The 13175-nt window shown below is 73.2% G+C and carries 11 protein-coding genes and 1 riboswitch; of the genes, 6 read left to right on the top strand and 5 right to left on the bottom strand.

The genetic code is table 11. From position 1 onward, the window contains the following. Positions 1–107 precede the first annotated feature (107 nt). The 5 genes from Aru02nite_RS34715 to Aru02nite_RS34735 all read right to left on the bottom strand — a co-directional run bounded on the left by Aru02nite_RS34715 (position 108) and on the right by Aru02nite_RS34735 (position 5766). Entirely contained in the window at positions 108–1127 is a 1020-nt protein-coding gene (locus tag Aru02nite_RS34715; protein ID WP_203664701.1) for a LacI family DNA-binding transcriptional regulator, read from the bottom strand. A 130-nt stretch (positions 1128–1257) separates the two neighbouring features. Then, the gene (locus Aru02nite_RS34720; RefSeq protein WP_203664705.1) at positions 1258–2361 is read right to left on the bottom strand and encodes a formylglycine-generating enzyme family protein; all 1104 of its coding nucleotides are present in this window, start codon (positions 2359–2361) and stop codon (positions 1258–1260) included. A 121-nt stretch (positions 2362–2482) separates the two neighbouring features. Further along, positions 2483–4009, bottom strand: a complete 1527-nt coding sequence (locus tag Aru02nite_RS34725; protein WP_203664707.1) for a beta-N-acetylhexosaminidase — start codon at positions 4007–4009, stop codon at positions 2483–2485. 13 nt (positions 4010–4022) lie between these two features. After that, positions 4023–4862 carry an EamA family transporter gene (locus Aru02nite_RS34730; protein WP_203664709.1) on the bottom strand — a complete coding sequence of 280 codons (840 nt, stop codon included), beginning with the start codon at positions 4860–4862 and terminating at the stop codon, positions 4023–4025. Positions 4863–4893: 31 nt separating this feature from the next. Then, positions 4894–5766, bottom strand: coding sequence for an alkaline phosphatase family protein (locus Aru02nite_RS34735; RefSeq protein ID WP_203664711.1), 873 nt, complete (start codon positions 5764–5766; stop codon positions 4894–4896). Positions 5767–5866: 100 nt separating this feature from the next. On the opposite strand from Aru02nite_RS34735, the gene Aru02nite_RS34740 reads away from it, so the two are divergent. The 6 genes from Aru02nite_RS34740 (at position 5867) to Aru02nite_RS34765 (ending at position 12903) form a co-directional block, all read left to right on the top strand. After that, entirely contained in the window at positions 5867–6739 is an 873-nt protein-coding gene (locus Aru02nite_RS34740) for a LysR substrate-binding domain-containing protein (RefSeq protein WP_203664713.1), read from the top strand. A gap of 233 nt (positions 6740–6972) precedes the next feature. Further along, entirely contained in the window at positions 6973–8742 is a 1770-nt protein-coding gene (locus Aru02nite_RS34745) for a glycoside hydrolase family 35 protein (RefSeq protein WP_203664715.1), read from the top strand. Positions 8743–8872: 130 nt separating this feature from the next. Then, positions 8873–9238, top strand: coding sequence for an STAS domain-containing protein (locus tag Aru02nite_RS34750; RefSeq protein ID WP_203664717.1), 366 nt, complete (start codon positions 8873–8875; stop codon positions 9236–9238). Positions 9239–9563: 325 nt separating this feature from the next. Beyond that, positions 9564–10334, top strand: a complete 771-nt coding sequence (uppS, locus tag Aru02nite_RS34755) for a polyprenyl diphosphate synthase (RefSeq protein WP_203664719.1) — start codon at positions 9564–9566, stop codon at positions 10332–10334. A gap of 80 nt (positions 10335–10414) precedes the next feature. Further along, positions 10415–11596 (top strand): glycoside hydrolase family protein, encoded by a 1182-nt coding sequence (locus Aru02nite_RS34760; protein WP_203664721.1) that lies wholly within the window; start codon positions 10415–10417, stop codon positions 11594–11596. Positions 11597–11766: 170 nt separating this feature from the next. Further along, positions 11767–11902: riboswitch (cyclic di-AMP (ydaO/yuaA leader) on the top strand. 11 nt (positions 11903–11913) lie between these two features. Beyond that, positions 11914–12903 carry a C40 family peptidase gene (locus Aru02nite_RS34765; RefSeq protein WP_203664723.1) on the top strand — a complete coding sequence of 330 codons (990 nt, stop codon included), beginning with the start codon at positions 11914–11916 and terminating at the stop codon, positions 12901–12903. The last annotated feature ends 272 nt before the right edge of the window (positions 12904–13175 follow it).

Consider the following 13175-nt stretch of genomic DNA (forward strand, 5'->3'; position numbering starts at 1 on the left):
CCGGTTCAGGTGACGCCGATGTTAACGCACTGGACGCGATTTCTGAACCGGTTCACCTGGACGATACACGGGGCCACGGCGAGCAACCACGATCCGGACGTACCGTACTAGACGGACATGTCTCCCGCCGTACTCCCGCGGATCTCCAGGTGGCGCGGGGTGAGCCAGACGTCCCCGGCCGAGCCCTGCTCGATCCGCTCCAGCAGCAGCCGCGCCGCCGCCCCCGCCTCCGCGGTCACGTCGTGACTGAACGCCGTCACCGCCGGCCGTACCAGCTCGCACAGCGGCGAGTCGTCCCACGCGAGTACGGCCAGGTCGGCCGGGATGCGGACACCGGCACTGGTCAGCTCGCTGACCGCGGCCACCGCCATCACGTCGTTGTCGTACACGATGGCGGTGGGCGGGTTCGGCCCGTCGAGCAGCTGCCGGGTCGCGGCCAGGCCGGCACGCGCCGTGTAGTCGGTCTCCACCTGCACCTGGACGGAGCCCAGCAGCTCCCGGCACGCCTCGTCGAAGTACCGCGAGCGCAGCGCCGCGTGCGACAGCGAACTCGGCCCGGACACCCGCGCCACCCGGCGATGTCCCTGCTCCACGAGGTGCGCCACCGCGCGCAGCATCGCGTCGTGGTCGTCCACCCGGGTACTCGGCAGCCCCGGGTACTCGTGCTGCGCGCCCAGCACCACGGCCGGCGCGTTCAGCTCGCGCAGCAGGTCCGGCCGCGGGTCGTCGGTGCGCATGTCGAGCAGCAGCACGCCGTCCACCCGCCGCCCGATCCACCACCGCCGGTACGTGTCCAGCTCGGTCGACGCGTCGCCGACCGTGGTGAGCAGCAGCGCCGTACCGCGGCCGGCGAGGGTCTCCTCGATGCCGGCGACGACGCGCATGAAGTACGGCTCGGTGGCGAGCAGCTCGGGCTCACGGAACGCGACGAGCCCGACCGCGTCCGCCCGGTCCGACGACAGTGCCCGCGCCGCGCTGGACGGCACCCAGCCCAGGTCCTCGGCGATCGCCAGGATCCTGGTACGCGTCGCGGCGGACACCCCGGGCCGGCCGTTCAGCGCGTACGACACCGCGCCCTTGGACACGCCGGCCGCCCGGGCGATGTCCAGAATCGTCGGACGCTTCATCGCGCGCCGCCTTTCCGAGGACCCGTTCAACTGAACCGGTCAAGTATATGACCGCGGAATCGTTTCCGGTGATTGTCCCCGGTACGGGTGGCGCCGGTCGCGTCCGGCGCCCCGGCCGGTACGGCGGCGCTCAGGCCGCGACCCGGAAGCCGGTGTTGCCGGACGAGGAGTCCGGGGTGTTCCGGCTCCGGGCGCCGACCCGGTACCGGTTGCAGTACGAGTGGTGGCAGAGGTACGAGCCGCCCTTGAGTACGCGGGAGTCGCCGTCCGGCGGGCCGGTCGGGTCGGTGAGCGGCCGGGACAGGTGGTCGCCGCCGAACCGGTCGGCGCACCACTCCCACACGTTGCCGGCCACGTTGTAGAGGCCGAAACCGTTGGGGCGGAACGACTTCACCGGTGCCGTACCGAGGAACCCGTCGGCCTCGGTGTTGCGGGTCGGGAAGTCGCCCTGCCACACGTTGCAGCGGTGCTGGCCGCGCGGCGTCAGCTCGTCGCCCCACGGGAACCGCGCCTGGTCCAGCCCGCCGCGCGCCGCGTACTCCCACTCGGCCTCGGTCGGCAGCCGGACCCCCGCCCACGCGCAGTACGCCAGCGCGTCGTTGTGCGAGACGTGCACGACCGGATGGTTCTGCCGCGCCGTGATGTCCGACCCCGGGCCCTCCGGCGCCCGCCAGTACGCGCCGGTGATGCCGAGCCACCACGGGACCGCCGCCGGCGCCGGGGGCGCGGCACGCCGCAGTGCCGCCGGTACCAGCAGGTGGAACACGTACGACCAGCCGAACGTCTCCGCCTCCGTCCGGTACCCCGTCTCCTTGACGAACCTGGCGAACTGGGCGTTCGTGACCGCCGTCGACGCGATCCGGAACGGCGACACCGTCACCTCCCGCACCGGGCCCTCCGCGTCGTCCGGGAACCCGTCCGGGTCGTCGCTGCCCATCCGGAACGCGCCGCCCGGCAGCGCCACGAGCCCGCCGTACCGCGGAGACGCGGCGCGGGGCACGTCCGCCGGGCTCGCCGGCCGCTCGCCGTCCCGCCGCGGCGCCACCGACCCCGGGTTGCCCGCCGCCGGCCCCGCCACGCAGGCGTCGGGCGCACCGGAGCCACCAGACAACGCCCCCGGTCCCGCCGCGCAGGCGTCGGGCGCCCCGCCGGACGGGGCCGCATCGGTCAGCCCGGCCGGAACCTCCCGACCGGGCACACAACAGGCATGTTCGGTACTCGCTGGCTCGCTCATCGCGCCCCATTCTGCTCCGCCCGCCGTACGGCCGACTCCACCGTCCCGGCGTACCGCGCCGCGTACCCGGGCCGCGGCTCGGCATCGCCGCGGCGCCACCCGGCCCGGCCGTACGCGAGGGTCAGGGGTGGCGGGCGACACCGGCGGCGTCGAGGCGGGCCAGGTGTGCCGGGAGGGCGGACAGGAACGCGTCCGGGTCGCGGTCGGCGGCCCACACCGCGTCGGCGAACGCCGCCGTCCGCGGGTACGCCATGTACTCGACGTGCCGCGGCGTCGGCATGTACTCGGTCCACAGCTGGCACTGCGCCCCGAGTACGTGGGGCGCGTCGGCGGCGGTGAGGCCGGCGGGAACCGGCTCGTACCGGGCGACGGAGTCGAGGGTGACGAGGCCGCCGATGGCGAGCGGTTCGGTGGCGGGATCGCCCTGGTAGTAGTCGAAGTAGACGCGGTCGTTGGGGGCCATGACGACGTCGTGTCCGGCGCGGGCGGCCTCGACGCCGCCGGTCTCGCCCCGCCAGGACATGACGGTGGCGCCGGGAGCGAGGCCGCCTTCGAGGATCTCGTCCCAGCCGACCATGCGCCGGCCGCGGTCGGCGAGGTGGGCGCCGAGCTGCCGGACGAACCAGGACTGCAGCTCGTCCTCGGTGGCGAGACCCTCGTCGCGCATCCGCTGCTGCGCGGCGGGCGACTCGCGCCACTCCGTCTTCGGGCACTCGTCCCCGCCGATGTGCACGAACTCGGCCGGGAACACGTCGAGTACCTCGTCGAGGATGGTGCGGCAGAAGTCGAGCGTCGCGTCGGAGACGTTGAGCACCTGCGGGTGGATGCCCCAGGTGGTCGCCACGGTGACGTCCCGTTCCGGAAAGTTGCCCAGCTCCGGGTACGCGGCGATCGCGGCGCGCATGTGCCCCGGCATGTCGATCTCCGGTACCAGCCGGATCCCGCGCGCGGCGGCGAACTCGACCAGCTCGCGCAGCTGCGCGCGGGTGTAGAAGCCGCCGTGCGGAGTACCGTCGCCGCGTTCCTCCTTCTGGTGTCCCGCCGGCGATTCCGCGCGCCACGCCCCGATCTCGGTGAGCCTCGGGTACGCCGCGGACTCGAACCGCCAGCCCTGGTCCTCGGTGAGGTGGAGGTGCACGGTGTTGAGCTTGTGCATGGCGGCCAGGTCCACGAACCGGTGCAGGAACTCGACCGGATGGTACCAGCGGCCCACGTCGAGCATCGTGCCGCGCCAGGCGAACCGCGGCCGGTCGGTGATCTCCACCCCGGGCAGCGTCCAGTCCACATCGGACACTCGGGTCGGCGCGTACGCCTCCGGCGGCAGCAACTGCCGCATCGTCTGTACGGCGGCGCGCAGCCCGTCGGCGGTGGCGGCGACGGCGCGGGCGCCGTCCGGGGTCACGGACAGCGTGTACCCCTCGGCGCCGAGGTCGGTGCGGCCGGCGTCGACGAGCAGCGCGACGGTGTCCGGGCCGGGAGTACCGGTGGGTGGCAGCGGGAGTCCGGTGGCCGGGGCGAGCAGGTCCCGGAGCAGCGCGCCGACCGGTTCGGCGTCGCCCGGGGCGTACACGGAGGTGGTCGCGGTGAGCGGCAGGGCGCCGCTGGTCTCCGCGAGGTGGGTCGGTGTCGGCACGATCACCACGGTCATGCGTACGTCCCTCTCACTGCGCGGTCTCCATCAGGACGATGCCCGCCACGGCGAGCACCGTGACCGCCATCCTGGCCCGGCTGAACCGTTCCGCGAAGAACAGTGCGCCGAGTACGCCCGCGAACAGTACGCTCGTCTCTCGCAGCGCGGACACCAGCGGGACGCTGCCCGCCCGCTGCGCCCACACCACCGCGCCGTACGACAGCAGCGACAGCAGGCCGCCGGCCGCGCCGCGCGGGGCGTACCGGAGGAGGGTGCGGCCGAAGCCGGGGCCGGACAGCAACCGGCACACGAGCGGCAACACCGGGCCCTGCAACAGGAACAGCCACGCCGCGTACGGCAGGGCGGCGCCGGCGGTCCGCACCCCGATCCCGTCGACCAGCGTGTACGCGGCGATCACGGTGCCGGTCGCGGCGGCCAGCCCCAGCCCGTCACCGCGCCGCGGCCGCCCGCCCAGGAACACCAGCGAGCCGAGCGCTGCGCACACCACGGCGATCCCGGCGAGCGCGCCCCACGGCAGCCGCTCACCGAGTACGACGACCGTCACGATCGTCACCAGCAGCGGCGACATGCCGCGCGCCACCGGGTACACCCGGCCGAACTCGCCGTGCCGGTACGCGGCCGTCAACAGCAACAGGTACGCCGTCTGCAACAGCGCCGAGGCGACCAGGTACGGCCAGGCCCGCACGGGCGGCAGCGGCAGCAGCAGCGCGCCGATCCCGCCGCCGACCAGGTACACCAGGCCGATCAGGGCGGACGCGACGAGCCGGTCCGGGATCGCCTTCGCCAGGGCGTTCCAGCCGGCGTGCAGGACGGCGGCGCCGAGCACGACCGCGACGACGAGCGCGCTCACCCGGCGGCGTCCCGTCCCGGCCGGGCCGGCATCAGGCTCGGTCCCGGCGGTCGAACGGGCGGCCGGCCAGCTCCCAGCCGGGCTCGATCGGAATGTCCAGAGTGGACAGTACGTGCGCGGCGACGTCGGCCTGTTCCAACCGTTCCGGCGCCTCCCCCGGTACGGTCGGGCCGCTCGCGGCGATCCACGCGACGCGTTCCTCGACGCTGTCGCCGCCGTGCCCGCCGGCGTCAACGTGGCCGTGGTCGGTGGCGACGACCACCGTCCACTCCTCCGCCGCGTACGAGGGACGGGCCAGGATCGCGTCCAGTACGGTGCCGATCCGCCGGTCCGACGACTCCACGCTGGCCAGGTACTCCGGCCCCACCCCGAGCCGGTGCGCGTACTGGTCCGGCGCGCCCAGGTACACGAAGGCGGCGGTGACGTCGTCGCGCCCGAGTACGGCGGCGGCGTCGGCCGTGACGGCGTCCTCCGCCTCCTCCCACGCGACGAGGTCCTCGCCGCAGTCCCCACCGGGCGGAACGTACCCGCCGCCGAGGAAGATCGGGCCGCCGTGCGCGCCGTCGACCAGCGGCAGCCAACCCGCCGCCGCGTACGTGCGGGCCGCGGGCCGCGCGGTGCGTACCCGGGCCAGGAAGTCCGGATGGTCCGCGATGCGGTGCCCGTGCAGGTGGTTGTCGACGATGCCGTGCTGGTGCGACAGCACGCCGGTGGCGATGGTCGCCCAGTTCGGCCCGGAGATGGTGGGGTTGAGCCCGTTCACCCGTACCGGCGCGAGGAACCCGGCCGCAGCGACGCCGTCGAGTACGGGGGTGCGGGCGGCGCGGAGCGTGTCGTACCGGACGCCGTCGACGCCGAAGACGACGACGCGCCGGGCCGGTGTGCTGGCCTCGGCTGGGGGCATGGCGGGCTCCTCGGCTGGGGGACATGCCTGCCGACCAGCCTCCGGTACGACCTAGCATCGGTCCAGTCGAATCTCCCTATACCAAGAATCGTTCTGACCTATGAACCTCACGTACCTGCGGGCGTTCCACGCGGTCGCCACCGAGGGCAGCTTCGTCCGCGCCGCCGCGTCGCTGCACGTCAGCCAGCCCACCCTGTCCGAGCAGGTACGCGCGCTGGAGCGGGCGTACGGGGTGCTGCTGTTCGAGCGGGCCGGGCGTCGGGTGACCCGGACCGAGCTGGGTACCGAACTGCTCGACGTGACCCGGCAGCTGTTCGGCCTCGCCGACGACGCCGACCGGATCCTCGGCAGCGCCCGCGAACTGCACGCCGGCCGGCTGCGGATCTGCGCCGACGCCCCGGTACACGTCATGCCGCTGCTCGCCGCGCTCCGCGACCGGCACCCCGGCGTACGGGTGGCGCTGACGACCGGCAACTCCGAGCAGTCGCTCACCGCGCTGCGGGAGCGCCGGGTGGACGTGGCGATCACCGCGTCCGACGGGGCCACCGCCGCCGGCCTGCACTCCGCCGTACTCCGGCGCGACCCCGTCGTCGCGTACGTGTCGCACCGGCACCCGCTCGCCGACCGTACCGGGGTCGAGCTGGCCGAACTGGCGCGCCACCAGCTCATCGTCCGGGAGCACGGCTCCACCACCCGCCGCGTACTGGAGCAGGGCCTCGCGGCGGTCGGCCGCTCGCTCGCCGACTGGCCGGACCTGATCGAGGTGGACAGCCGCGAGGCGGTGCACGCGGCGGTCGCGGTGGGCCTCGGCGTCGGCGTGGTGACCGAGCGGGAACTGCCGCACGACCCGCGCGTCGGCGTACTCGACCTGACCGATCTGGACCTGACCGCCACCGAACGCCTGGTCTGCCGTGCGGACGGCCGCCGCTCCCGGCTGGTCCGCGCGGTGTTCGACCTCGCCGGGGTGGCCTGAGGCGTCGGGTACAGTCGCGGCGACCCGCCCGCGGGGTTCCGCCGGGACCCTCAGAGGCTGGTGGGGGGCCTTCGATCGAGCGAGGCGGAGTCCGTTCGTTCGCTCGCAAGGCGAAGGTGCGAGTGCATACCGGTGTCGTATGCGCTCGTGCCGACAACGCCGCGAGCGGGCGAACGGGCCCGCCGCAGCCGATCACGAGGCCCCCCAACAGTCTCCAAGCCGAGGTGAGCGCCGTGCCCGAGTTCCGTGTCACACCAACAGGTTTCACCCTCGACGGGGCACCGCACCGGGTGCTCTCCGGCGCCGCCCACTACTTCCGTACGCATCCGGCGCAGTGGGCGGACCGGCTCGCGATGCTGCGCGCGATGGGCCTCACCTGCGTCGAAACGTACGTGGCGTGGAACGTGCACGAGCCGCGTCCCGGGGAGTACCGGATGGACGGGGGTGCGGACCTCGGGCGGTTCCTGGACCTGGCGGCGGAGGCGGGACTGCACGCGATCGTCCGGCCCGGGCCGTACATCTGCGCGGAGTGGGAGAACGGCGGGCTGCCCGCGTGGCTCGGTACCCGGCTGCGCTGCGCCGATCCGTCCTATCTGTCCCTTGTGGACAGATGGTTCGACGTGCTGCTGCCGGTGATCGTCGAACGACAGGTGACCCGCGGCGGCAACGTCCTCATGGTCCAGGTGGAGAACGAGTACGGCTCGTACGGCGACGACGCCGACTACCTCGCGCACCTCGCCGACGGGCTGCGCCGCCGCGGCGTCGACGTCCCGCTGTTCACCTCCGACGGCGGCACCGAGTTCATGCTGACCGGCGGCAGCGTCCCCGGCGTCCTCTCCACCGTGAACTTCGGCAGCCGCGCCCGCGCGGAGTTCGCCGTGGCGCAACGGTTCCGGCCGGACGAGCCGCGCATGTGCATGGAGTACTGGAACGGCTGGTTCGACCACTGGGGCGAGGAGCACGTCACCCGGGACGCCACCGACGCGGCGCAGGTGCTCGACGACATCCTCGCCGCCGGCGCCTCCGTCAACCTGTACATGGCGCACGGCGGCACGAACTTCGGCTGCTGGGCCGGCGCCAACCGCGGCGAGCCGTACGCGTCGGGCCGCTACCAACCGACCGTCACCTCGTACGACTACGACGCGCCGATGGACGAGCGCGGCGCTCCGACGGAGAAGTACCACCGGTTCCGGGAGGTGCTCGCGCGGTACTCCGACAGCCCGCCGCCGGAACCGCCCACCATGCCGGACCTCCTTGCGCCGCAACGGATCCCGCTCGGCGAGCGGACCCCGCTGCGGGCGCTCGCGGCGGCCGCCACGGTGCGCCGGGCGTACCCGCCGGGCTTCGCCGAGCTGGGCGTCACGCACGGCGTCGTCCGCTACCGCACCCGCGTACCGGGGCCGCGGCCGGAGCTGCCGCTGATCGTCGACGGCCTCGCCGACCGGGCACACGCGTTCGTCGACGGCACCCCCGCCGGCATCCTCGACCGGGACGGCACCGTCGAGCTGCCGCTCGCCGTACCGGCCGGCGGGGCCGAGGTGGAGCTGCTGGTCGAGTCGATGGGCCGGGTCAACTACGGCCCGGCGCTCGGCGAGGACAAGGGCGTCGCCGCGGTCCGCCACCACCAGCAGTACCTGTTCGGCTGGACCGCCGAGGCGTTCCCGCTCGACGGCACCCCGGCCGTACCGTGGGGCACCGCGGCGCACGACACCCCCGGCCCGGCGTACCACCGGGGCACGCTGACGGTGGACGAGCCGCGCGACGCGTACCTGGCGGTGCCGGGCGGCGGCAAGGGGTACGTCTGGGTCAACGGCTTCGGCCTCGGCCGCTACTGGGACCGCGGCCCCCAGCACACCCTGTACCTGCCGGCCCCGGTGCTGCGCGCCGGCCCCAACGAGGTCGTCGTCCTGGAACTGGACGCCACCGACCCGGGCCCGGTGGAGATCCGCGACACACCCGAGCTGGCCGGCACGCGTACGAGCGGAGTCGTGACCACACCGTGACGACTCGCGCAGAAGGACAGTGGTTAGCAGCAAGGCATGGCAGGGTACGGAAGACTGTGGTGGTTGTCGGCTGCGCAGGAGGGTGGGTGACGGGAATGCTTCGCACGACGGCCCCGCGGGAGCCTGGCCGATGAACCGACCGCCCTTCGCGCTGGACCGCGCAGACCGAGGCCAGATCGCCGTACTGCGGGTCGCCGGCGACGTCGACGTCGACACCGCGTGGCGCCTCCGCGAGGAACTCACCACGATCATGGCCGAGCAGGACGCGATCGTGGAGATGTCCGATGTCTCGTTCCTCGACTCGACCGGCCTCGGCGTCCTCGTCGCCGGGTACCGGCAGGGTCGCAACGCCGGGCACAGGATGGCGATCGCGAGCGCACCGCAGCGGGTCCTCGACATCCTGGAGCTGACCCAACTCACCACGATCTTCGCGCTGTACCCGGATCTCGACGCCGCCACCGACGGCCTGCTCGGCTCGCCGTCCGGCTCGAACTGAGCGCGGATCACCCGATCTTTCCCCGGCATCCGGGCGTGGCACGAATCGGCGATGCCCGCCCGTCCGCCCGTTTGGCACGGTGATCCGTACGCGGGGTCCACCGCCTGACGTCCACAGGCGACGGACCCCGCCGCCACGTCCTCCGGGCAACGGACCGCGTCGCCGTGCTTTCCGGGCGACGGACCGCGGCGCGGTGCCCGCGGGCGCGCCCGCCGCGATGTCGACGCGCCGTGGACGCGGGCCGTTCGGGTCGTGGGGTGCGACGTACGGCGGATCCGCACACGATCTTCGCGAAATCACCACATCGGCCTGGTTGGCTGAGTCCATGTTCCTTCGCGGCCTGGCGTACCGGTGGTACGAGCGGCGGTTGCGGGCTTCGCTGGCCGGCGGGCCGCTGCCCCGGCACGTCGGACTGATCATGGACGGCAACCGGCGGTGGGCCCGGGAGATGGGTTTCACCAACGTCAGCGTCGGCCACCAGCACGGCGCCGACCACGTCGACGAGGTACTCGACTGGTGCGCCGGGCTGGGCGTCGACCACGTGACGATCTTCGTGGCGTCCACCGAGAACCTGACCAACCGGCCGGACGCCGAGCTGCGGTTCCTGACCACCGCGCTGGAACGTACGGTGACGCGTCGGGTGGCGCGGGCCGACAACGCGTGGCGGCTGCGGATCGCGGGCCGGCTCGACCTGCTGCCGGACACCACGGCGCACGCCCTCAAGGTGGCCGCCGACCAGAGCCCCGCGGACGGGCCGTGCCTCACCGTCGCCATCGGGTACGGCGGGCGGCAGGAACTGGTCGACGCGTTCCGGTCGCTGCTGGCCGACGCCGCGAACGCTGGCACCACCCCCGCCGAACTCGCCGAGACGGTCACCGCCGACGACATCGCCGCGCACCTCTACACCGCCGGCCTGCCCGACCCCGACCTCGTCATCCGTACCAGCGGCGAGCAGCGCCTGTCCGGCTTCCTGCTCTGGCAGTCCGCCTACTCCGAGCTGTACTTCTGCGACGTGTACTGGCCCGCGTTCCGGCACGTCGACTTCCTCCGGGCGCTGCGCTCGTACGCCGCGCGGCAGCGTCGGTTCGGCGGCTGACACCGGCCGCGACCCGGGTGCCCCGCCGTACGCCGGATGTGTACTGTCATGCCCTGGTCCGACACTCGGTGAGGTGTTCGATGCGGCGATGGCTGGGCACGGTGCATCCGGCACTGCTGGCGGCCGTGGTCGCCGTGGTCACGGTACTGACGGTCGTCGTCGGGCTGGCGCTGACCGGCCCGTCCGGCGCGGGCGGCGACCATCCGAAACCCTCCGGTACCCCGAAGGCGCACGGGTCCGCGGCGCCGGGTGGGCTGCCGGCCGGGTTCGAGGTCGGGGTCAGCCACGGGCAGCACAGCATCGACCCGGGCATGGACGAGGACGCCAACGCCCGCGCCATGACGCTGCTGCGCCGTCTCGGCCCGGTGCAGAACGAGTACGTGATGGGGTGGGGGCCGCAGAACCCGGAGCCGAGCCCCGGGAAGTACGACTGGGAGTCGCTCGACGGCCGGATGGCGCTCATCGGGCGCTCCGGCGGGCTGCCGGTCGTCACGCTGGCCGCCGCCCCGGACTGGATGAAGGGCGGCAAGGCCGGCAGGACCGACTGGAACACGCTGGCCGTCGCGCCGACACCCGCGCACTACGCCGACTTCGCGCGACTCGCCGTCGCCGTCGCCACCCGGTACCCGCAGGTCAGGTACTTCCAGGTGTGGGACGCCATGCTCGGCTTCTGGAGCGACGCGGACAACCGCTGGGACGCGACGGCGTACACGACCTTCTACAACACCGTGTACGACGCGCTGAAGAAGCACGACCCGACGCTCAACGTCGGCGGCCCCGGCACGCCCCTCGACGTGTGGCACCACCCCAACTCCGACCAGCGTTCCGCCGTACGCGGCGGGTGGGGCACGGCGGACCAGCGCGGACTCACCGCCGTCGAGTACTGGCTGGCGCACAAGCACGGGGCGCAGTTCCTGACCGTCGGTGTCGACGCCACCACCAAGGACGGCTACCACCCGCCCGCCGACCAGGGCGCCCAGCGGTACACGGCGCTCGGTGCCTGGTTGAAGCAGCGCACCGACCTGCCGCTGTGGTGGGCCAACGTCGACGCCTCGGTACGCAAGGGCAGCCCCGCCGCGACGCCCGACTCGCTGCGTACGACGCTGACCGGGATGAAGGACGGCGGCGCGCGGGTGGCGCTGTTCCACGGGCCGCAGTGCGACGGCGGCGACTTCCCGTGCGCGTGGACCGCGACCGACACCGCCGACGGCGGCCGGCCGACCCCGGTCACCCCGGTACTCACCGACTTCAGCGCACGGTGACGACACAGCAGCCACCCAGTACTGGTCGGCGGACCGCGACCGCGCCGGAACGACGCGTGATCCCCGCTGTGGGGCTACTCACGCCGTTCCTCGCGACCACGTTGACGCGGGAACGCGAACCGATACCGTGACGACGTCGTCCGGCCCCCCGCGGCCCAGCCGGGCCACTCCGGGCGACACCGCCGAGTCGTCGTACGACGAGCCGGGGACCCATGTCCCTCGGGGTGAATCCGTGGTCCGCCACGGTAGGGCGCTCTTCCCGCCCGAACCCGTCAGCTAACCCGGTAGGCGGTACCGGAAGAAGGGCTCGTACCCGGATGGGCACTGCACACTCGGTGCGCTCACCGCTCCGGATGCTCGGGCTGGCCGTCGCCGCGACCGCAACCGCGGTCGCCGTGTCGCTGTCCGGCAGCAACGCCGCGCACGGCACACCGTCCGTGGCAAGCCTGGAGCAGCAGATCAAGACCGACTCGACGAAGTTCGAGCAGGTGGTCGAGCAGTACAACAAGATCACCGAGCAGCGGAAGAAGACCAAGGCGAAGATCGACGCCCTGGACAAGCAGCTCAAGCCGCTGACCAGGAAGGTCGCCGCGGCACAGAGGCAGGTCGACGCGCTCGCGGCCACCGCGTACAAGGGCGGCAGCGCGACGGCGTGGAACGCGGTGCTCGGCGGGTCGAGCAGCAACATGCTCGACGGCATCGCGACCCTGGACCGCATCAGCGCACAGCAGAAGCACCAGATCGCCACCCTGGTCGACAGCAAGCGCACGCTGACCGGCCAGCGCAAGAAGCTCGACGCGCTGTACGCGCAGCAGGCCAAGCAGGTCAAGGACCTCAAGGCCAAGAAGGCGAAGATCTCGGCCGACATCGCGAAGCTCAAGAAGCTCCGCGAGCAGGCGTACGGGCAGGCCCAGGAGTCGTCCAGCGCCAGCGGCGCCTCGACCACCTCGGCACCCACCGTCTCGGGTCGCGCCGGAGCCGTCGTCTCCTTCGCGTACGCGCAGCTCGGCAAGCCGTACGCGTGGGCCGCCGCCGGCCCCGACTCGTACGACTGCTCGGGGCTCACGCTCGCCGCGTGGGCGAAGGCCGGCGTCAGCCTGCCGCACGTGGCGGCCGACCAGTACAACCAGATCACGAAGATCAGTCGGAGTCAGATCGCGCCCGGTGACCTCGTGTTCTACGAGAGCCTCGGGCACGTCGCGATCTACGTCGGCAACGGCAAGGTGATCCACGCGCCGACGTTCGGCGAGGTGGTCAAGGTGTCCTCGATCGACATGATGCCGGTGTACGGCATCGGCCGGCCCTGACGGCGGCCGACTGACCGTCCATTGTGGACGGTTGCGGTTCGGTGCCCAACCCCCCAGGGCACCGCCCGCCTGCTCCACCCGGAACCGCCCGGTGCCCAACCCCCCAGGGCACCGGGCGGTTCCCTCTGTCCCAGCGCGGGTGCGGCAGCAAATGCCTTGCGGGAGCGGCATTCCCCGGCCGCGCCGATCACGTGTACCCCGGGCGCGCGTCGATCCTGTACGCACGGTCGCCCCAGGGGCAAGGCGCCCGGCGAGACGCGCGAGTGCGGCCC

This window comes from Actinocatenispora rupis (genome assembly GCF_016861975.1).
In the GTDB taxonomy this organism is placed as follows: Bacteria; Actinomycetota; Actinomycetes; order Mycobacteriales; family Micromonosporaceae; genus Actinocatenispora; species Actinocatenispora rupis.

Bases quoted from the DNA above. Each gene is read 5' to 3' on its own strand.
- uppS (WP_203664719.1), top strand. From the start codon at position 9,564: ATGTTCCTTCGCGGCCTGGCGTACCGGTGGTACGAGCGGCGGTTGCGG.
- Aru02nite_RS34760 (WP_203664721.1), top strand. From the start codon at position 10,415: ATGCGGCGATGGCTGGGCACGGTGCATCCGGCACTGCTGGCGGCCGTG.
- Aru02nite_RS34765 (WP_203664723.1), top strand. From the start codon at position 11,914: ATGGGCACTGCACACTCGGTGCGCTCACCGCTCCGGATGCTCGGGCTG.
- Aru02nite_RS34735 (WP_203664711.1), bottom strand. From the start codon at position 5,766: ATGCCCCCAGCCGAGGCCAGCACACCGGCCCGGCGCGTCGTCGTCTTC.
- Aru02nite_RS34715 (WP_203664701.1), bottom strand. From the start codon at position 1,127: ATGAAGCGTCCGACGATTCTGGACATCGCCCGGGCGGCCGGCGTGTCC.
- Aru02nite_RS34750 (WP_203664717.1), top strand. From the start codon at position 8,873: ATGAACCGACCGCCCTTCGCGCTGGACCGCGCAGACCGAGGCCAGATC.
- Aru02nite_RS34725 (WP_203664707.1), bottom strand. From the start codon at position 4,009: ATGACCGTGGTGATCGTGCCGACACCGACCCACCTCGCGGAGACCAGC.
- Aru02nite_RS34720 (WP_203664705.1), bottom strand. From the start codon at position 2,361: ATGAGCGAGCCAGCGAGTACCGAACATGCCTGTTGTGTGCCCGGTCGG.
- Aru02nite_RS34740 (WP_203664713.1), top strand. From the start codon at position 5,867: ATGAACCTCACGTACCTGCGGGCGTTCCACGCGGTCGCCACCGAGGGC.